Origin of the sequence: Microbacterium sp. W4I4 (genome assembly GCF_030816235.1) — a bacterium.
Classification (GTDB): domain Bacteria; phylum Actinomycetota; class Actinomycetes; order Actinomycetales; family Microbacteriaceae; genus Microbacterium.
This window is the reverse complement of the sequence record NZ_JAUSXT010000001.1, coordinates 99077-117871: the sequence shown is the minus strand read 5'-3', so window position 1 is coordinate 117871 and position 18795 is coordinate 99077. Positions and strand designations below refer to the sequence as shown.

Here is an 18795-nt window from a genome sequence, read left to right as displayed (position 1 = left end):
GGACCGGTGCCGGGACTCGAGGGAGGGGTGCCGCTGCCGTCACGGCGCCTCGTCGACGATCGACACCCGCACGATCCGATGCTCGTCCGGCACGTCATCCGGCACGATCGAAGCACCCGCGGGCAGGGAGACGTCGCTGAGTTCTGTGATCAGCGACCGCTCCGTGTCGAGTGTGAAAGTCGTCGTCCTGACCCAGTCGGCGCCGGTCGCCGAGTAGGTGAAGGTGACCTGGTCGGCCTCCGGGTCATCGACCTGCATGCCTTTGACGAGCGCCAGTGCGTCGAACATCGCGGCGCGCAGATCGGCGGGCGCCAGCGACGAGCTGAGCGTGCTGCTCATGCTCCACACCGCCGCCGCATCCGCCTCGGCGCCGGTGAGACCGCTGCGTTCCCGGAACCAGTCCAGCAGCGCCTGCGGCTCGCGGGGCATCTGCTCGAACAGCTCCCGCCCGTCCAGCGTCGCATCCGGGGTCTCCGTGCTCTGCGGATCCCGTCCGCCGGGCAGGCGCCATACCTGCGGGGTGCTGCTGCCGTCCTGTTCCAGCCGCTGCCAGACCTTCACCGCCGCCGCGGCGTCCTCGCCCCACGTCTGCCCGACCGTCCACGGGTCGCGCAGATCCCAGACCCATTCGTCCTCCCGATCCGCAGGTACGTACAGCGCGGTGGTGTGCTCGGTCGTGAACGCGGCCTCCGCGTTCGCGCGGTTGCCCATCGGCGTGAGTTCCCCCGTCGCGGCATCCGGGATCGAGAACTGCAGGAAGGAGTCCGTCTCCTCGATCCGCAGGAACTGCCCCGCAGCCGGCACCGCGCCACCGCTGGATGCGACACGATCCGCCGCCTGCTCCAGCAGCTCCGAGGCGGATGCCGGCTGGGGCATCAGCCCGGGCGGCACGCCGGGGGTGCCGGGTTCCGTCGGGAGCAGGTTCGTGATCACGACCGCGCCGGCGGCGACCGCCGCGCCTGCACCGACCAGTCCCACCGTCCAGCGCACGGTGCTCCGCGTGCGCCTGCGCCGGGGCGCCCGCGTCTCCGAGACCCTTCCCGAGATCTCGCTCATCAGACGGTGTCTGGCCTTCGCGACCGTCGCGTCGTCGATCTCAGCATCCGGTGCGCCGGTGCGCACACTCTCGAGAACATCCATGATCATCTCTCCACCTTCGCCATCCAGGTCAGCCGTGTGGTCTGCGCGCCCTCCGGCGCGAGCTTGCGACGCACGCGATTCAGACGGGAGCGCACCGTGCCGACGGGAACCCCGAGCGCATCGGCGGTCTGCTCATACGTCAGATCCGCCCAGGCGTACAGCAGCAGCGTGTCCCTGTCCCGCGGCGACAGCGCCGCGATCCGAGGGCCCATCTGACGCAGCGATGCCGCCGAATCGAGCCGCCGCTCAGAGGCCGCGTAGGGCGACTCCGGATCGTGCTCCTCGCTGACTGCAGCCGAAGCCTGCACATTCCGCCAGTGCCTGGCCTCCATCCCCCGATGCGAGCGGATCAGTCTGGTCGCGATCCCCAGCAGCCACGGCAGCGCGCTGTGCGCGGTGAGATCGTACGACGAGCGCTTGCGGAACGCCACGAGAAAGGTCTCGCTGAGGACGTCGTCCACGGACTCACCGCCCAGCCGGCGCCGGATGTAGCCGCCGACCGGGCGGACATGCCGCTCGAAGATGCCGGAGAACGCCTCCGGATCCTCGATCGACCGCTCGATGATCTCGCTGTCTGTGCTCACACTGGGTATTGCCTCTGCGCGGGGATTCGGTTCACGCTTTCTTTCAGAGAACCAGAATCGTGCGCGCTTGGCGAGTGCCATCCGGCCCGCGCCTCCTCGCCGATTACGCTCGACTCATGGCCACTCCGGACTTCGTCATCGCCCTGCGCGAGCACATCGGGCATGCACCGCTCCCCCTCGTCGGCGCCACAGCCGTGGTGTTCCGCGACCAGAAGGTTCTGCTCGGCAAGCGGGCCGACAACGGAGCCTGGCAGACGATCGCCGGCATCGTCGAGCCCGGCGAGGAGCCGGCGGACGCCGCGGCTCGGGAGTGTCTCGAGGAGGCCGGCGTCGTGGTCTCCGTCGACCGGCTGGCATCGGTGCAGCAGCTGCCGCGCATCACTTACGTCAACGGCGACCAGGTCGACTACATCGACATCGCCTTCCGCTGCACCTGGGTGTCGGGAGAGCCGCATCCGGCCGACGGAGAACTCAGCGAGGTCGGGTTCTACGACCTCGCCCAGATGATGGATGTGGTCGACGATGCGCACGTGCGCAAGATCGCCCTCGCGCTCGCCGAGGACGATCCCGCGCACTTCCGCGGCGGACGCGTCAAGAGCTGACGGGGCCCGGTCGCATCACTTCGCAGCGACGATGCGCTGATCGGTGTTCGTGTAGGAGATCGAGTCGGCGATCGTGCCGACCAGGCCCATGTCCACGTGCAGCAGCCCGGGCTCCACATCATCCAGCGACGGCGGTGTGTCCGCCCCGATGGTGAGCGACTTCCCGTTCTGCGCGGTCGCTGTGAGCGAGCCGAGATAGACCGAGACGTGCCCTCGCAGAGTCATGGTGTCGGCGTCCGTGACGAGGCCCGGACCGCCGGCAGGACGCACGGAGAGCGCGAAGCCGGTGATGGTGATCGTGTCGGCGCTGATCTTGAGCGCACGGATGCTGCCCCCGTCGATCGTCGGCACGGTCACCAGGCTGATGCCCTTCAGACCGGTGAACGACAGTCCCTTCGAGGACATCTGCGCCGGCGTCTTCGTGAAGATCGGGGCGCCCTCATCCGGCACGGCCGGCGCGGGCGTCGCATCCGGGGCGGTCTCATCGGGCTGCGTCGTCTCAGGGGCGCTCGGCGTCGGCACTCCGGGAACCGCCGGGGCCGTCGGAAGAGGGATGCCGGGAAGCGGGATGCCGGGAGTCGACGTGGTCGGCGACGGCGTGGGCGTCGGCGACGGCTTCGGGCACCACAGGAGCGGGATGCACACCGCCGGGCGCACCGCGGTGGAGGCGGCCGCACCGACCATGAGCGGTGTGAGAAGCAGGCACAGCGCAGCGACCGCGGTGATGGAGCGTGTGGGGCGCCGGCTCACGCGTCGGCCCCCTCTGCATCCGAATCATCCTCATCCGTGCCGTCAGCCGCAGCCGAGCGCCGTCGTGACCCCTTCGGCATCCAGGCCACCACGAGGATCCCGCCGACGCAGCCCAGGAGCATGCCGATGATGAAGCCGCCGAGATTGACCCCCACCAGGGAGTACAGCGCCACGGCGAGGGCGACCACACCGTAGAAGATGTGGTGCGCGGGCATGGTGACCGCGAGGATGCCCAGCAGCACCAGCAGGATCGGGATGATGGTCGCCTGCAGACCTTCGATGCCGAGCTGGATGTGCAGTTCGCCGAAGTCCAGCTGGCCCGAGAAGAACATCTCGATCCCGGAGATCACCAGCAGCACTCCGCCGATGAACGGGCGGGATCGTCGCCAGGTCCGGAACGCCGATTCGGCGCGCTCCGGCTTCTGCCCGTGGGCGGTGATCTGCCCGTCGTCGGTCACGGTGTGCTCTTCGGATGCCATGACGCCTTCGCTCAGAAGCATCCCTGCGATCCGTCCGTGAGCTCCAGCGTCATGCCCGTGAGGGTGAAGACGGATGCCTGGGTGCTCCACGCGGTCTGCTGCAGGTTCTTGATGGTCACGGTGTCGGCATCCTGCGCGAAGTCGCCCGCCGACCCCTTCGCGCCGGTGTTCACCGTCGAGGCGTCGACGCCGATGCGGATGTTCCCGAACGAGGCGTCGCCCCCGAGTCCCGTCATGCCGATCTGCAGGTCCGAGGCGCTCGCGGGGTTGCCGCCGCCACCCGCCTTGATCAGCACGCCCACCTTGCCGAGAGGCGTCTCGGAGACGACCGACTGGCAGAGGTCGGCGAGCGTGGCGCTCTTGATGTTCGCGATGGCGACCGAGTGCTCGCCACCCTCGGTGTCCTTCGTGACACCGGCGTACTGCGAGAAGCCCGTGCCGTCCAGCAGGCTCGCGCTGATCTGGAACTGGCTGCCCGACACGGCGAACGAGACGGGCACCTGCCCCTGCGCGACCCCGCCCATCAGGACGGCGGCGACGATGCCCACGGGCACCGCGGCCAGGGTGATCCGGCCCGCGTGCGTGGCGGTGGCCTTCGTGATCAGCTTCTTCGGGTTACGGAACTTCATCGATCCTCCAGTGCTCGCGTCGTCATCGGCGCGTAGCCAGAATACCGTTCATTGACTCCGAGTCAATACCGACGGGCCGATAGGATCGCCTCATGTCCGTCGAGCGTCGCGTCCGCCTCACTCCGGACGCACGTCGCGCTCAGCTGATCTCCGCCGGGGTGAGCTTCCTCGCCGACCATTCGCTCGATGACCTGACCATCGATGTGCTCGCGGCACGCGGGGGCGTGTCGCGCGCACTGATTTTCCACTACTTCGACACGCGCCAGGGCATGCAGCGCGCCGTCGTCGAGGCCGCACGCGATGCACTGCTGCATGCGACGCTCCCCCGGCCGGAACTGGACCCCGAGGAGCGCGTGCACGATGTGCTCGTGCGGATCACGAGCTTCGTCGCCGACCACCGCGGCACGTTCTTCTCCCTCGTCCGCGGACCCGCCAGCGGCGACCCGACCGTGCGCGCCCTCGTCGACGAGGCGAGAGCCGCGAACGCCGAACGGCTGCGTGAGGCGCTGATCGAGCTCGGTGAGCCCGACAGCGCCGCGCTGCGCCTGGCATTGCGGTCCTGGGTGGCGTTCGCCGAGGAGACTTTCGTCGCGCTGGCCGCTGAGCTGGGCGATGTGTCGACGCGACCCCCCACGCACCGCCCTGAGGACCTGATCGCCTTCCTCGAGCTGACCCTGACCGGCGTGGTCACCGCCGCACGCAGCGCCCGGCTCTGAGCACCGGCGGCGCGAACTCAGTCCTCGAACTCGCGCCCGGGATCGAGGACCTCCAGCGCATGGCGGAAGTCGGCGGGATATGGGGACTCGAACTGCACCCAGTCCCCCGTCGCGGGGTGCGTGAACGCCAGCCGGTGCGCATGCAGCCACTGCCGGGTCAGACCCAGCTTCGCCGACAGCGTCGGATCCGCGCCGTAGAGGGGGTCGCCGACGCACGGATGCCGGTGGGCGGCCATGTGCACGCGGATCTGGTGCGTGCGGCCCGTCTCCAGGTGGATCTCCAGCAGTGACGCCCCGGGGAACGCCTCGAGCGTCTCGTAGTGGGTGACAGAGGGCTTGCCGTCGGGCACGACCGCGAACTTCCAGTGATGGTTCGGGTGGCGTCCGATCGGCGCGTCGATGGTGCCCGCGAGCGGGTCGGGGTGGCCCTGCACGACCGCGTGATAGATCTTCTCGACCGTGCGCTCCTTGAAGGCGCGCTTGAGGGCGGTGTAGGCCTGCTCGGTCTTCGCCACCACCATCAGGCCGCTGGTACCCACGTCCAGACGATGCACGACGCCCTGACGCTCGGGCGCGCCGCTCGTCGCGATGCGGAACCCCGCGGCGGCGAGTGCGCCCACCACGGTGGGGCCCTCCCAGCCGATCGAGGGGTGCGCGGCCACGCCGGTGGGCTTGTCGACGACGACGATGTCGTCGTCGTCGTGCACGATGCCCAGCTCGGGCACCGCGATGGGCACGATGCGCGGCTCCTCGCGGGGCGTCCAGCTCACTTCGAGCCAGCCGCCGGCGCGCAGTCGGTCGGACTTGCCCAGTTGGACACCGTCCAGCTGCACTCCGCCCGCCTCAGCGACCTCGGCCGCGAACGTGCGCGAGAATCCGAGCATCTTCGCCAGTGCGGCGTCGACGCGTGATCCCTCCAGCCCGTCGGGGACGGGCAGGCTCCGGCTCTGCACGCTCAGGCCTCGTTCGCGGACGCGGCGGTCGCAGCATCCGTCTCGGGAGCCACCGCGTCGCCCGCCGCGTGGTCGCGCTCGCGAGTGCCGTCCAACCGCAGCCCGATGACCACGAGCAGCGCCACCGAGATCATCCCCGTGACGATGAAGATGTCGGCCACGTTGAAGATCGCGGGCAGCATCCACGGCATCGAGATCATGTCGACGACGTGACCGACCGCGAACCCGGGCTCACGCAGCAGCCGGTCGGTGAGATTGCCCAGCACTCCGCCGAGCAGAACGCCGAGCACGACCGCCCAGAGCCGGGAGCGCACGCCCAGCGTCTTCCAGATGATGACACCGGCGACGATGGTCAGCGCGATCGTGAAGATCCACGTCATCCCGGCGCCTATGGAGAACGCAGCGCCGGAGTTGCGGATGTAGAACAGCTGGAGGAAGTTCCCCAGCACCGGGACGGCCTCCTGCAGCGGCAGGTTCTCGACGGTGAGGTACTTCACAAACTGATCGGCGGCCAGCACCACCGCTGCGAGAACCGCAACGATCGCACCGGCCGCCGACCGACGAAGGGGACGACGTCCTGCCAACGGTGACCTACAGGCCGATGGCGGAGACGGGCGTGGCGTCCGTCGACGACTTCTGGTCGAGGTCGCGCAGCTGGCCCTCGATCATCGCGCGGAGCTTGCCGCGGTAATCGCGCTCGAACTCGCGCAGCTCGGTGATGCGGCCCTCGAGCGTGTTGCGCTCGCGCTCGAGACGAGCGGATTCCTCGCGCTGCTTGGCCTCGGCCTCGGTGCGGATGCGCGCCACCTCGGACTCGGCGTCCTGGATGAGCTGCTTGCGCTTGGCCTCACCCTCGGCGACGTGCTCGTCGTGCAGACGCTGAGCGAGCTCGATGATGCCGGCAGAGGTGCCGGTGGCCGATGCCTCGGCGACGGGAGCCGCCTGGACAGGGGCTGCGGGAGCCTCGGCCACGGGAGCTGCGGCGGTCGGAGCGGCAGCACCCTCACCGGACTCGAACGCGGCGAGCTTCGCCTTCAGCTCGTTGTTCTCCTCGATGGTCTTGCGCCATTCGACGACGATCTCGTCGAGGTAGTCGTCGACCTCTTCAGGGTCGAAGCCGTCCTTGAACCGGACGTGCTGGAACTCCTTGTGGACGACGTCATCCGGGGTAAGTGCCATGGGTGGCTCCTCTTTCGGTGAGTTCTTTCGGCCAGTCGTCAGACGATGGCACGGTGTTCAGTCGACGCGTACCCGGGGCGCGCGCCTGGGAGCCAAGCATAGCCCCCCAGTCTGTGCGCCGCGATGAGCACGCGTCCGGTGGGTCACGTCAGAGCGCGCACGATCGTGATCAGGATGAGCACGACGATCATGGTCAGTGCGAACCCGAAATCCAACGAAATGGTGCCCAACCGCAGCGGAGGCACGACCCGACGGAAGAACCGGATCGGCGGGTCGGTGAGGGTGTACGCGAACTCGGCGAGCACCAGGCCCGCGCCCCGGGGGCGCCACTGCCTGTTGAACAGAGGGATGTAGTCCAGGACCAGACGCGCGATGAGCACGAAGATGTACAGCGTCAGCACCAGCTCTACGATGCTGCCGATGACGCTGAGTACAGCACCCAAGGTCAGGAGTCGAACGAGGCGGACTCCGCCTGAGCGAGGCCGCCCTGGCCGGATACCGCGATGTTCTCAGGCGAGAGCAGGAACACCTTGCTGGTGACCCGCTCGATGCGCCCGTAGAGCCCCAGCGAGAGACCGCTCGCGAAGTCGATCAGACGCCGCGCGTCCGCATCGCTCATCTGCGACAGGTTGATGATCACCGGAACGCCCTCGCGGAAGTTCTCGGCGATGACCTGCGCATCGCGGTACTGCTTGGGGTGCACGGTGAGGATCTCGTTCACCGCACCCGCCGTGGGCTGACGCACCGCAGTGGGGCGTCGCAGCGGGGTGACGGGGGCCGTGGCGTGCTCTTCGCGCTCACGCTCGACGCGGTCGCGCGGTGCGCGAGCAGGAGCCTGAGCGGCGTCCTCCTCGAAGACCTCTTCCTCGTCGGCGAGGCCGAGATACACCATGGTCTTCTTCAGCGGGTTACCCATCGTGTCCTCCGGTTCGAACGGTTCGGGTTGGTCTGGTTCACAGGTTAACCCCGCTCGGGGCGGGGTCCTGTGATTGCGGATCCGATCCGCAGGTGTGTCGCGCCGGCGGCGATCGCCTCGGCGAAGTCGCCGGTCATGCCGGCGGAGATCCAGGTGGCGTCGGGAGCGAGCAGTCGGATGCGATCCGCCACCTCGCGCAGCCGGGTGAACGCCGATGCGGGGTCCTCATCGAGAGGCGCCACGGCCATCACGCCGCGCAGGCGCAGCGAGTCGAGGCCGAGCACGTGCTCGGCCAGCGCCTCGGCATCCGCCAGCGTGCTGCCGCCTCTGTCCGCGTCCTCGGTCAGGTTGACCTGGACGAGGACGTCGAGGGAGCGATCGTCGGTCGCCGCGCGGTGCAGCGAGTCGGCCAGGCGTGCGCGGTCCACCGAGTGCACGACATCGGAGGCGCGCCTGATGGCCGCGGCCTTGTTGGTCTGCGCCTGCCCGATGAAATGCCAGCGCAGGTCCAGGTCGGTGAGCTCCGCGCGTTTCGCCGTCAGCTCCTGCTGCCGGTTCTCCCCGACCTCCCCGACCCCGAGCGCGTGCAGGTCGCGGACGAGCTGCGCGGGATGGAACTTGGTGACCACGATCCGGGTGATCTCACCCGGATCGCGGCCGGCCGCCCGCGCGGAGTCGGCGATCCGCTCGTCGATCGCCGACAGCCGTGCGGCCAGGTCTTCGTAGGTCATCGGTCTCGTCGGAGTCCCTTTACTTCAGGAACTCGGGGATGTCGAGGTCGCTGTCGTCGCTGAACGCGGGCTCGATGCTCGACATCACGGGAGCCGGAGCCGGAGCGACCGGCTTCGCCTGCTCGGTGCTCGTGTCCTCGGACGCGCTGTCGAGGCGCACCTCGGGCAGCGTGCTGGCCACGGGGCGCTCGACGACCATCGGCTCGAGCCGCGTCGAGGGCGAGCCCCCGTCGAAGCCTGCCGCGATCACCGTGACGCGCACCTCGTCGCCGAGGGTGTCGTCGATGACCGTTCCGAAGATGATGTTGGCCTCGGGGTGTGCGGCCTCCTTGACGAGGTCGGCCGCGTCGTGGATCTCGAAGATGCCCAGGTTGGAACCACCCTGGATCGACAGCAGCACGCCGTGCGCGCCCTCGATGGATGCCTCCAGCAGGGGCGACTCGACGGCGAGCTCGGCCGCCTTGATCGCACGGTCGGCGCCGCGGGCGGAGCCGATGCCCATCAGTGCCGAGCCTGCGCCCTGCATCACCGACTTGACGTCGGCGAAGTCGAGGTTGATGAGGCCGGGGGTGGTGATGAGGTCCGTGATGCCCTGCACACCGGCGAGGAGCACCTGGTCGGCGGTGGCGAAGGCCTCGATCATCGAGATGCCGCGGTCGCTGATCTCGAGCAGACGGTCGTTCGGCACGACGATGAGGGTGTCCACCTCCTCCTTGAGCTTCGCGACGCCGGCCTCTGCCTGGCTCTGGCGACGACGACCCTCGAAGGAGAACGGCTTGGTGACGACGCCGATGGTCAGGGCGCCGATCGACTTCGCGATGCGGGCGACGACGGGCGCGCCACCGGTTCCGGTGCCGCCGCCCTCTCCGGCGGTGACGAAGACCATGTCGGCGCCGGTGAGCGCCTGTTCGATCTCTTCGGCGTGGTCCTCGGCGGCGCGGCGTCCGACCTCGGGATCGGCACCCGCGCCGAGTCCTCGGGTGAGCTCACGACCCACGTCGAGCTTCACGTCGGCGTCGCTCATCAGCAGCGCCTGCGCGTCGGTGTTCACGGCGATGAACTCGACTCCGCGGAGTCCGAGGTCGATCATCCGGTTGACGGCGTTGACGCCGCCACCGCCGACGCCGACGACCTTGATCACGGCGAGGTAGTTCTGGTTCTGGCTCATGGCCGGCCTCCGTTATTCGAGCCTGACGAGGGATAAACCTTCAACCTCTACGAGAGGGTTAAACTGTTTCCCGGTATTGCGTTCTCGTGATCGACGGTAAGCGCAAGCCAGGCCTGGGCGCGCAGCGACACGGCGTGTCGGGGCGATCTCCGCGACAACCCGTCCGGTCGACGCCGCCAAGGGGGCGAAAGCGACTCAGCGGACGACGGGAACGCTCGGAGCGGAGACGTCGAAGGTGCGCGATGCGGGGGCGTTCCTGATCAGCGCGACCAGCACCAGAGCCTTCTCGACGGAGTCGTCCTCGCTCCCCCAGACGACGGTCTTCCCGTCCCCCAGCGAGAGCGTCACGTCGTCCGCCGAGGATGCCGTCACCTTCGTGACCTGGGCGCGCAGCTGCGCGGGCAGCGACCGCACGACCAGCCCCGCGCTGCGGAAGGCCGCCGAATCGGATCCCCCCTTGATGGACAGGGTCGGCTGCCCCTCGGGCTTGTCGGGCGTGGTCGCCAGGACCACTCCGGCGGCATCCACCAGCGTGTAGCCGGCGTCGGATCGGAGGACGCCGACGGGTGTGCGCTCCACGATCCGCACGAGCAGGTCGTGCGGCGGGCGGGCCTCCAGCGCGTAGGACTCGATGATCGGGAACTTCATCAGCGCGGACTTGACCGCACTCGCGTCCACGAGGGCCAGCGGGGCGCCGATCTGCCCGTCGAGCGCCTGCTGCACGGCCGCCGCATCGACGGCGTGAGCACCGGCGACGGTGATCTTCTCCACCGCGAACAGCGGGCTGTAGGCGGCGATGACGCTGCCCAGGACGAGCGCCAGGACGGCACCGACTGAACCCCACACCACGATGCGACGACGGCGCGAGCGCTGCGTGAAGCGGCGGATCTCCGCGCGCAGCGCCTTGCGCCTGGCGCGCGCGGCGCGCCACACGTCGCTGCTGCGCACGAGCGGGGTCGCTGCGTCCTTCCCGGACGGCAGGGAGCCGTCGTCGATGACGGCGGTCTCCGCGTGCGCGTCGACGGGCTCCTCGTGATCGTCCGCGGCAGGCCGCTCATCGGCATCCGCCCGCCCCGCCTCGGCGGTGGGCCCGCGCGAGCCGAACAGCCGCGACCGGGGCTCGCGGGGAGCCTCCGTCTCAGCCTTCTCGGGCTCCTCCGCGGATGCCGGGAGCGGTGCCGGTCGACGCATCCTCAGTCCTCGGACGTGCGCCGGAGGGAGTCGAGCACCTGCGGGATGATCCGGTAGACGTCGCCGCAGCCGAGGGTGACGACGACGTCGCCGGCGCGGGCGACCTCGGCGGTGTGATCGGCGGCCGCCTGCCAGTCCGGCACGTAGTGCACCTTGGCGGGGTCGGCGAACGCGCCGCTGACCAGTTCGCCGGTCACGCCGGGCACCGGATCTTCGCGTGCACCGTAGACGTCGAGCATCACGGTGTGATCTGCGAGCTCCTCGAGCACGGCCGCGAACTCGCGGTACATGTGCTGGGTGCGCGAGTAGGTGTGCGGCTGCTGGATCGCGATCAGGCGGCCGGACCCGGTGATGCCGCGCATCGCCTCGAGGGCCGCGCGCACCTCGGTCGGGTGGTGCGAGTAGTCGTCGTAGACCTGCACGCCGCGCGCCTCGCCGTGCAGCTCGAGACGGCGCACCGTTCCGGCGAAACCCTCCACCGCATGCGCGGCGTCGGTCAGGCCGTACCCGAGGGTGATCAGCACGGCGACGATGCCCGCGGCGTTGATTGCGTTGTGGGCACCGGGGACCGCCAACTGCATGCGCACGGACTCGCCGGCATGCACGAGCGTTGCGGAGACCCCGCCGGCGGTGTCGATGTCCTCCACGCGCAGATCCGCATCCGCCGCGCGCCCGAAGGTGATGATGCGACGGTGGCTGAGTGCGGCGTGCACGCGCTGCGCGCCCGCATCGTCGCTGGAGATCACGACGGCCTCGCTCGCCTCGTCGCCGAAGCGCACGAAGGCGTCGTAGAAGGCGTCCTCCGAGCCGAAGAAGTCCAGGTGGTCGGGGTCGACGTTCGTGATCAGGGCGATCGAGGTGTCGTAGAGCAGGAAGGTGCCGTCGGACTCGTCGGCCTCGATGACGAACAGCTCGTCCGTGCCGGAGGAGCTGGACACGCCGAGCTGCTCGATCACGCCGCCGTTGACGAAGTTCGGGTCGGCGCCCAGCGCCTGCAGCGCGGTCACCAGCATCCCGGTGGACGACGTCTTGCCGTGCGCGCCGGCGATGGAGACCAGTCGGCGACCGCCGATCAGCCAGAACAGCGCCTGGGAGCGGTGGATGACGTGCAGGCCGCGCTGCTTGGCTGTGACGAATTCAGGGTTCTCGGGCCAGATGGCGCCGGTGTGGATCACGGTGTCGGCGTCGCCGAGATGTGCGGCGTCATGGCCGACGTGCACGGTCGCACCGGCGGCGGCGAGGGCGCGCAGGTTTTCGCTGTCGGAGCGGTCGGATCCGGAGACGCGGATGCCGGCGTCGAGGAACATCCTGGCGAGTCCGCTCATCCCGGAGCCGCCGATGCCGATGAAGTGCGCGGAGGTGATGGTCTCGGGGATGGGGAGCGTGAGGTCGGGTCTGATCATGTCTTCACCAGTCTACTTTTCCGCGAGGGCGCGATCGATGAGGCCGATCAGGTTCTCGGTGCCGGTGCGCGTGCCGACGTGCTGCGCGGCATCCGTCATCCGCTCGATGCGCTCGCGGTCGCCCAGCATGGGCACGACCTGCCTGCGCACCACGTCGCCGTCGAAGGTCTCGTCGTCCAGCAGGATCGCCGCCCCCGCGGCCACCGCGGAGCCGGCGTTCAGCCTCTGCTCGCCGTTGCCGACCGAGTACGGCACGTATATCGCGGGCATGCCGAGGGCGCTGATCTCGCTGACCGTCGCGGAGCCGGCGCGCGAGACGATCAGATCGGCGAGGGCGAAAGCGAGATCCATCCGGTCGACGTAGCGGCGCAGGCTGTAGCCCTCGGCATCCGGAGCCGTCAGGTCGCTGCGCTCGCCCGTGACATGCAGTAGCTGCCAGCCCGCGTCGAGCACGTCCTGCCAGGCATCGGCGAACGCGTTGTTCAGTCGCAGTGCGCCCAGTGACCCGCCGAAGACCAGCAGCACGGGCTTCGCGGGATCCAGTCCGAACTCCGCCGCCGCCTCGTCGCGCAGGGCCGCACGGTCGAACTCCATGACCTCGCGGCGCAGCGGCATGCCGACGACCTCGCCGCCGCGCAGCGGAGTGCCGTCGAAGGCCACGCCGACCGCTGCCGCGCGACGCGCCCCGAGCACGTTGGCCAGGCCGGGCCTGGCGTTGGCCTCGTGCACGACGAAGGGGATCTTCTCGCGTCGGGCCGCCACGTACGCCGGGGCCGACGCGTAGCCGCCGAAGCCGACGACGACGTCCACGTCATGCGCGCGGATGTGCGCGCGCGCCTGCGACACGGCACGACCGAAGCGGATCGGGAAGGCCGCGGCCGCGCGGTTCGGGCGCCGCGGGAACGGCACCTTGTCGACGACGAGCAGCTCGTAGCCGCGGGCGGGCACGAGTCGGGACTCGAGCCCTTCCTTCGTACCGAGCACGAGCACCTCGGCGCCGTCGCGCTCGCGCAGACGGTCGGCGACGGCGAGCAGCGGATTGACGTGGCCGGCGGTTCCCCCACCGGCCAGAAGATAGGTGGTCACCGAGCGACCTTACCCTTGCGACCTGCGCTCGGGCGTCCAGCGGTCCTCTTCGCGGCCGGCGAGGCCTTCGCGGACGATTTCTCGGCGGCCGGGATGGTGCGGGCGAAGGCCAGCAGCACGCCGCACGCGATCATCACCGACAGCAGGGACGTGCCGCCCTGCGACATGAACGGCAGCGGCACGCCCATCACGGGCAGGATGCGCAGCACCACGCCGATGTTGAACAGCGCCTGGCCGATGATCCAGACCACGATGCCGCCGGATGCGATGCGCACGAACGGATCATTCGTCTTGCGGATGATGTGGAACGCTCCGACGGCGAACACGCCGAACAGTGCCAGCACGAGCAGGCAGCCGAGCATGCCGAGCTCTTCGCCGACGATGGCGAAGATGTAGTCGTTCGAGGCGGCGGGCAGCCAGTACTTCTCCTGCGAGTTGCCCAGCCCCACGCCGAAGAAGCCGCCGTTGGCGAGCCCCCACATGCCGTGCACGGCCTGGTAGCACTCATTGGTCGGGTCGCAGGCCTTGGGGAAGAAGGCAGACAGGATGCGATTCATCCGGTTCTCGCTGGTCAGCGCGAAACCCAGCACCGCGACCAGCCCGAGCAGCAGCGGCAGGATGAACAGCCGCAGCTTGGCTCCGGAGAAGAACAGGCAGCCCAGCACGACGAGCACGAGCACCATCACGGTGCCCAGGTCGTTGCCGGCGATCACCGTGCCGATCGCGAGGATCGAGACCGGTACGACGGGGATGAAGACCTGGTGCCAGGTGCCGAGCTTGCTCTGTTTGCGCAGCAGCACGAACGCGATCCAGATGGCGAGGGCGAGCTTGAGGAACTCCGACGGCTGCAGCTGGATGCCTGCGAGGTTGATCCAGTTCCGGTTGCCGTACGATGAGACACCCACTCCGGGCACGAACACGAGCAGCTGGAACAGCACGGCCAGGATCAGCGCCGGCCAGGCGATCTTGCCGAAGAACGCGATGGGCAGACGGCTGACGAGCATCATCAGCGGGATGCCGATGAGCGCGAACACCCCCTGCTTCAGCGCCGCGTCCAGCGGTGCGGTGGGGTTCGCGCTGGTGGCGGAGAGCACCATGACCACGCCGAAGATCGTGAGCAGCACCGCGGTCGACGCGATCATCACGAACTCGGTGGACGGCGGGGCGAAGAGCCTGCCGAGCGAGACGCGTGCCGCGAGACCGCGGGCGTCAGTGCGCGGTGGGTGAGCCGTCTGCGTCATCCGCGCTCCCCCGTCCGATCCATTCGCGCACCGCCTGGGCGAAGCGCTCTCCCCGGTCCGCGTAGCTGGAGAACTGGTCGAAGGATGCCGCCGCGGGGGCCAGCAGAACCGTGCCCTCGCCGTCGATCATCCCCGTCGCCAGCTCCACGACGCGGTCCATGACCCCTTCAGTGTCGCCAGGGACGACCTCGAAGACCGGCACGTGCGGCGCGTGTCGCCGGAATGCCGTCAGCACGGGCTCCCGGTCGACGCCGATGACGATCGCGCCGCCGGCCGTCGCACCGGCATCCGACACGAGCTCGCTGAGGTCGACGCCCTTCAGATCTCCCCCGACGACCCAGATCGCACCGGGGTGGGCGCGCAGCGATGACGCGGCGGCGTGCGGGTTGGTCGCCTTGGAATCGTCGACCCACCGGATGCCCCGGTGTTCGGCGATGATCTGAATGCGGTGGGCGTCCATCGTGAAGCTCTGCAGCGCGTCGTGGATCGCCGCGGGCTCCACGCCGAGCGAGCGGGCCAGGGCGGATGCCGCAAGGATGTTCTGCACGACGTGCGGCGCGGCGAGCCCCGCGGAGCGCAGCTCGTCGACGGTGGTCAGCTCCAGCGCGCTGTGCCGGCGGTCGTCGTGGAAGGCGCGGTCCACGAGGATGCCGTCCACGACGCCCACGTCGCTCGGGCCGGGCGTGCCGAGGTCGAACCCGATGGCGCGGGCGCCGTCGGTGACGTCCGCCTCCTCGACCATCCGCTGGGTGGCGAGGTCGGACTTGTTGTAGACGCAGGCGACGCGGGTGTGCCGGTACACGAACGCCTTGGCCGCGCGGTACTCCTCGGCGCTGCCATGCCAGACGAGATGGTCGTCGGCCAGATTGAGGCAGGTGGCCGCGTACGGCACCAGCTGGCCTGCGGGCGCGGACTGTCCGATGTACCAGAGCTGATGGCTGGAGAGCTCGACCACGAGCACATCGAAGCCGCCTGGGTCGCGCACCGCGTCCAGCACGGGGATGCCGATGTTGCCGCACGGGGCCGCGCGCAGTCCGCCCGCGTTCAGCAGCGTGGCCGTGATCTGGGTGGTCGTCGTCTTGCCGTTGGTGCCGGTGATGAGCACCCAGTCGGCGGGCGTGCCGTCGGCGCGGACGACCTTGTCGCGTACCCGCCAGGCGAGCTCGACGTCTCCCCAGAGCGCGATCGCGTTCTGCTGCGCCCAGACGATCACCGGATGCGAGGGTGAGAATCCCGGGGACGCGACGATGACCTCGGGGGCGAAGTCGCGCAGCGAGTCGGGGACCTCCGCAAGGGAGCCGAGTTCGAGGCGCGCACCGATGACGGGCACGAGACGGGCGTACTCCTCCGAAGCGTCTTCGGAGAGGACCAGCACGTCGGCGCCGAGCTCGGTGAGCGTGTCCGCGGCGGAGAAGCCGGTGACGCTCAGCCCCAGCACCGCGACGCGGAGCCCGCTCCAGTCGGCGTGCCAGCTGGTCAGCGTGTCAAGGCGATCCGTGGTCACGGGTCAGCCGTTCGAGGCCTGGGCGAACCAGTCCACGTAGAAGAGCCCGACGGCGGATGCCGCCAGCAGCCCGGCGATGATCCACAGCCGCACGACGATGGTCACCTCGGCCCACCCGCGCATCTCGAGATGATGGTGGAAGGGACTCATCAGGAATAGTCGCTTGCCGCGGGTGATCTTGAAGTACGCCCGCTGCAGGATGACGGAGCCCGAGGAGAGCACGAAGATGCCGGCGATCACGAACAGCAGCAGTTCGGTGCGTGTGAGGATCGCCATCGCGGTGACCACACCGCCGATGGCCATCGACCCCACGTCGCCCATGAAGACCTTCGCCTTCGGCGCGTTCCACCAGAGGAACCCGATCAGACCGCCCGCGAACGCCGCGGCGACGGTCGCGAGGTTCAGTGGCTCGCGCACCTCGTAGCAGCCCACCGCGTTCATGCCCTCGCCGACGCAGGACTGCTTGAACTGCCAGAACGCGATCAGGCCGTAGGAGCCCACGACGAAGACGCCGGCTCCGGCCGCGAGGCCGTCCAGCCCGTCGGTGAGGTTGACGCTGTTGGAGGTCGCGACGCCGATGACCGAGATCCAGATCAGATACAGGATCCAGCCGAGCACGGCTCCGAAGGCGAACAGGTTCAGCCAGGAGATGTCGCGGAAGAAGGAGACGAAGCCGCTGGCCGGATACTGTCCGAGCGAGTTCGGGAAGTTCAGCGCGACCACGCCGAACGGGATCAGCACCGCGAGCTGGCCGACGATCTTGCGCCAGCCGGACAGACCGAGGCTGCGCTGGCTGCGCACCTTCATGTAGTCGTCGATGAAGCCGACCACGCCGAAGCCGACCATGAGCCACAGCACCAGGATCGCCGACAAGGCAGGAGTGGTGCCGCCGAAGAACGTGCCGGCGAAGTAGCCGACGATCGTGCCGAGGATGAAGATCACGCCGCCCATCGTGGGCGTGCCGCGTTTGGCCTCGTGGCTCGGGTTGGCGATGTCCTCAGGGGTGCGGATGACCTGCCCCCAGCCGATCCGACGGAACCCCTTCAGGAACACCGGAGTCAGGAAGAGCGAGAAGGCGAGCGATATCGCCGTCGCCATAAGCAAGGACCTCACGAGAACCATTCTCCCAGACGATCGCCGAGATGCCGGAGCCCCACGGAGTTGGATGACTTCACGAGTACGCGGTCGCCGTCGCGCAGCTCAGTCTTCAGGTATTCGAACGCGGCGTCCTGATCGAGCAGATGCACGGCTTCACTGTCCCACGATCCCTCGCCGACGACCGACAGGTACAGGCGACGGGCTTCGGCCCCCACGACCACGATGCGCTGGATGTTCAGTCGCACGGCCAGCAGGCCGATGCGGTCGTGCTCCTCGCCCGCGGCCTCGCCGAGCTCGCTCATCGCGCCGAGGACGGCGACGGTGCGCTCCCCCGGTGCGGTGATCTGCGCGAGGGTGCGCAGGGCTGCGGCCATCGAGTCGGGACTGGCGTTGTAGGCGTCGTTGATGATGCGCACGCGGTCGCTGCCCATCGGCTGCATCCGCCAGCGCTCAGCGATCTGCACCGTCTCCAGACGGGAGATGGAATCGGATGCCGAGACGCCGAGCACGCTCGCGGCGGCGATGGCCGCCAGGGCATTGGCGATGTGGTGGGCGCCGAGCACCTGGAGGCGCAGCGCCAGCCGCTGTCCGTCGTGCACGATGGTGCACGAGGTGCCCGAGGCGGTCACGACGATCTCCTCGGCGCGCACGTCGGCACCCTCGGCCTGCCCGAAGGAGACCACGGTCAGATCGCGCTCGGCGGCGATCTCGCGCATGGCCCAGACCCGCGGATCGTCGATGTTGAGCACGGCCGCGCCGCCATGGCGGGCCGCCTGCACCAGCTCGGACTTGGCGCGTGCGGTGCCTTCGATGCCGCCGAATCCTCCGGCGTGCGCGAGCCCGACCATCAGCACGACGGAGACGTCCGGCTCGACCAGCCCTGCGAGACGGGCGATGCTGCCGGGCCCGGCTGCGCCGAACTCGCTGACCAGATACCGGGTCGACTCGGTCACGCGCAGCATGGTCAGCGGTGCGCCGACCTCGTTGTTGTAGGAGCGCACCGGCGCCACAGTCTCGCCGTCGTCCTGCAGGATGCGGGCGAGGAAGTTCTTCGTGGTGGTCTTGCCGTTGGATCCGGTGATCCCCACGATGCGCAGGTCTCCTGCCGTGCGTACGAGCGCGACGACTTCCCGGGCGAGATCGGCGAGGGCCTCGACGGCGTCGTCCACGACGATCTGCGTGACCGCGTCGTCCACCGGACGCTCGACGATCGCGAGGACCGCGCCGGCCTCGACGGCGGCGCCGACGAACCGGTGTCCGTCAGTGGCCTCCCCGGGCTTGGCGACGAAGATCGATCCGGGGCGCATCTCGCGCGAGTCCGTGTCGACCGAGCCGTCCACCACAGTCTCCGGGGTGTCCGCACCGGTCAGCCGCAGCTCACCGTGAAGGATCTCGGCGATCTCGGCGAGCGACAGAGCGATCATG

General features: G+C 69.3%; 21 protein-coding genes. 2 read left to right on the top strand and 19 right to left on the bottom strand.

All coding sequences use genetic code 11. The features are described from left to right. Positions 1-39: 39 nt before the first annotated feature. Together QF046_RS00600 and QF046_RS00595 are read right to left on the bottom strand one after the other, a co-directional pair. Positions 40-1140, bottom strand: coding sequence for a hypothetical protein (locus QF046_RS00600; RefSeq protein WP_307365147.1), 1101 nt, complete (start codon positions 1138-1140; stop codon positions 40-42). Positions 1141-1142: 2 nt separating this feature from the next. After that, complete coding sequence (locus QF046_RS00595) at positions 1143-1724, bottom strand: RNA polymerase sigma factor (protein WP_307365145.1); 582 nt, start codon at positions 1722-1724, stop codon at positions 1143-1145. A gap of 116 nt (positions 1725-1840) precedes the next feature. On the opposite strand from QF046_RS00595, the gene QF046_RS00590 reads away from it, so the two are divergent. Further along, positions 1841-2326, top strand: a complete 486-nt coding sequence (locus tag QF046_RS00590; RefSeq protein ID WP_307365143.1) for an NUDIX domain-containing protein — start codon at positions 1841-1843, stop codon at positions 2324-2326. A gap of 15 nt (positions 2327-2341) precedes the next feature. On the opposite strand, the gene QF046_RS00585 is transcribed toward QF046_RS00590, so the two are convergent. The 3 genes from QF046_RS00585 to QF046_RS00575 are packed head-to-tail and all read right to left on the bottom strand — an operon-like array spanning position 2342 to position 4184. Beyond that, the gene (locus QF046_RS00585; protein ID WP_307365141.1) at positions 2342-3076 is read right to left on the bottom strand and encodes a hypothetical protein; all 735 of its coding nucleotides are present in this window, start codon (positions 3074-3076) and stop codon (positions 2342-2344) included. Further along, on the bottom strand, positions 3073-3576 hold the full coding sequence (locus QF046_RS00580; RefSeq protein ID WP_307365139.1) for a DUF6114 domain-containing protein: 504 nt from the start codon (positions 3574-3576) through the stop codon (positions 3073-3075). The genes QF046_RS00585 and QF046_RS00580 overlap by 4 nt, the downstream gene beginning before the upstream one ends. After that, a complete protein-coding gene (locus QF046_RS00575; RefSeq protein ID WP_307365136.1) occupies positions 3567-4184 on the bottom strand; it encodes a DUF6230 family protein in 618 nt (205 codons plus the stop codon). The genes QF046_RS00580 and QF046_RS00575 overlap by 10 nt, the downstream gene beginning before the upstream one ends. A gap of 92 nt (positions 4185-4276) precedes the next feature. Between QF046_RS00575 and QF046_RS00570 the strand changes: the two genes are divergently transcribed. Then, positions 4277-4900, top strand: coding sequence for a TetR/AcrR family transcriptional regulator (locus QF046_RS00570; protein WP_307365134.1), 624 nt, complete (start codon positions 4277-4279; stop codon positions 4898-4900). A 17-nt stretch (positions 4901-4917) separates the two neighbouring features. Here the strand turns inward: QF046_RS00570 and QF046_RS00565 are convergent, their stop codons facing one another. The 14 genes from QF046_RS00565 to murF form a co-directional block, all read right to left on the bottom strand. After that, positions 4918-5853, bottom strand: coding sequence for an RluA family pseudouridine synthase (locus QF046_RS00565; protein ID WP_307365132.1), 936 nt, complete (start codon positions 5851-5853; stop codon positions 4918-4920). Positions 5854-5855: 2 nt separating this feature from the next. Next, positions 5856-6350, bottom strand: a complete 495-nt coding sequence (gene lspA, locus QF046_RS00560; protein WP_373425639.1) for a signal peptidase II — start codon at positions 6348-6350, stop codon at positions 5856-5858. A 94-nt stretch (positions 6351-6444) separates the two neighbouring features. After that, positions 6445-7032, bottom strand: a complete 588-nt coding sequence (locus QF046_RS00555) for a DivIVA domain-containing protein (RefSeq protein WP_307365130.1) — start codon at positions 7030-7032, stop codon at positions 6445-6447. Positions 7033-7175: 143 nt separating this feature from the next. Continuing rightward, positions 7176-7475 (bottom strand): YggT family protein, encoded by a 300-nt coding sequence (locus tag QF046_RS00550; RefSeq protein ID WP_307365128.1) that lies wholly within the window; start codon positions 7473-7475, stop codon positions 7176-7178. Positions 7476-7477: 2 nt separating this feature from the next. Beyond that, a complete protein-coding gene (locus tag QF046_RS00545; protein WP_307365126.1) occupies positions 7478-7948 on the bottom strand; it encodes a cell division protein SepF in 471 nt (156 codons plus the stop codon). A 44-nt stretch (positions 7949-7992) separates the two neighbouring features. Further along, the gene (locus QF046_RS00540; RefSeq protein ID WP_307365124.1) at positions 7993-8679 is read right to left on the bottom strand and encodes a YggS family pyridoxal phosphate-dependent enzyme; all 687 of its coding nucleotides are present in this window, start codon (positions 8677-8679) and stop codon (positions 7993-7995) included. Between the two features lie 19 nt (positions 8680-8698). Continuing rightward, on the bottom strand, positions 8699-9847 hold the full coding sequence (gene ftsZ / locus QF046_RS00535; RefSeq protein ID WP_307365121.1) for a cell division protein FtsZ: 1149 nt from the start codon (positions 9845-9847) through the stop codon (positions 8699-8701). 195 nt (positions 9848-10042) lie between these two features. Further along, the gene (locus QF046_RS00530) at positions 10043-11038 is read right to left on the bottom strand and encodes an FtsQ-type POTRA domain-containing protein (protein ID WP_307365119.1); all 996 of its coding nucleotides are present in this window, start codon (positions 11036-11038) and stop codon (positions 10043-10045) included. A gap of 2 nt (positions 11039-11040) precedes the next feature. Further along, entirely contained in the window at positions 11041-12441 is a 1401-nt protein-coding gene (gene murC, locus QF046_RS00525) for a UDP-N-acetylmuramate--L-alanine ligase (RefSeq protein WP_307365117.1), read from the bottom strand. Between the two features lie 12 nt (positions 12442-12453). Continuing rightward, the gene (murG, locus tag QF046_RS00520) at positions 12454-13527 is read right to left on the bottom strand and encodes an undecaprenyldiphospho-muramoylpentapeptide beta-N-acetylglucosaminyltransferase (protein ID WP_307365115.1); all 1074 of its coding nucleotides are present in this window, start codon (positions 13525-13527) and stop codon (positions 12454-12456) included. Further along, a complete protein-coding gene (locus QF046_RS00515; protein ID WP_307365113.1) occupies positions 13524-14768 on the bottom strand; it encodes a putative peptidoglycan glycosyltransferase FtsW in 1245 nt (414 codons plus the stop codon). The genes murG and QF046_RS00515 overlap by 4 nt, the downstream gene beginning before the upstream one ends. Beyond that, on the bottom strand, positions 14737-16272 hold the full coding sequence (murD, locus tag QF046_RS00510) for a UDP-N-acetylmuramoyl-L-alanine--D-glutamate ligase (RefSeq protein ID WP_307365111.1): 1536 nt from the start codon (positions 16270-16272) through the stop codon (positions 14737-14739). Before murD ends, QF046_RS00515 begins: the two co-directional genes overlap by 32 nt. Before the next feature lie 3 nt (positions 16273-16275). Continuing rightward, complete coding sequence (mraY, locus tag QF046_RS00505; RefSeq protein ID WP_307365109.1) at positions 16276-17385, bottom strand: phospho-N-acetylmuramoyl-pentapeptide-transferase; 1110 nt, start codon at positions 17383-17385, stop codon at positions 16276-16278. Then, positions 17382-18794 (bottom strand): UDP-N-acetylmuramoyl-tripeptide--D-alanyl-D-alanine ligase, encoded by a 1413-nt coding sequence (gene murF, locus QF046_RS00500; protein WP_307365108.1) that lies wholly within the window; start codon positions 18792-18794, stop codon positions 17382-17384. The genes mraY and murF overlap by 4 nt, the downstream gene beginning before the upstream one ends. Position 18795 lies beyond the last annotated feature (1 nt).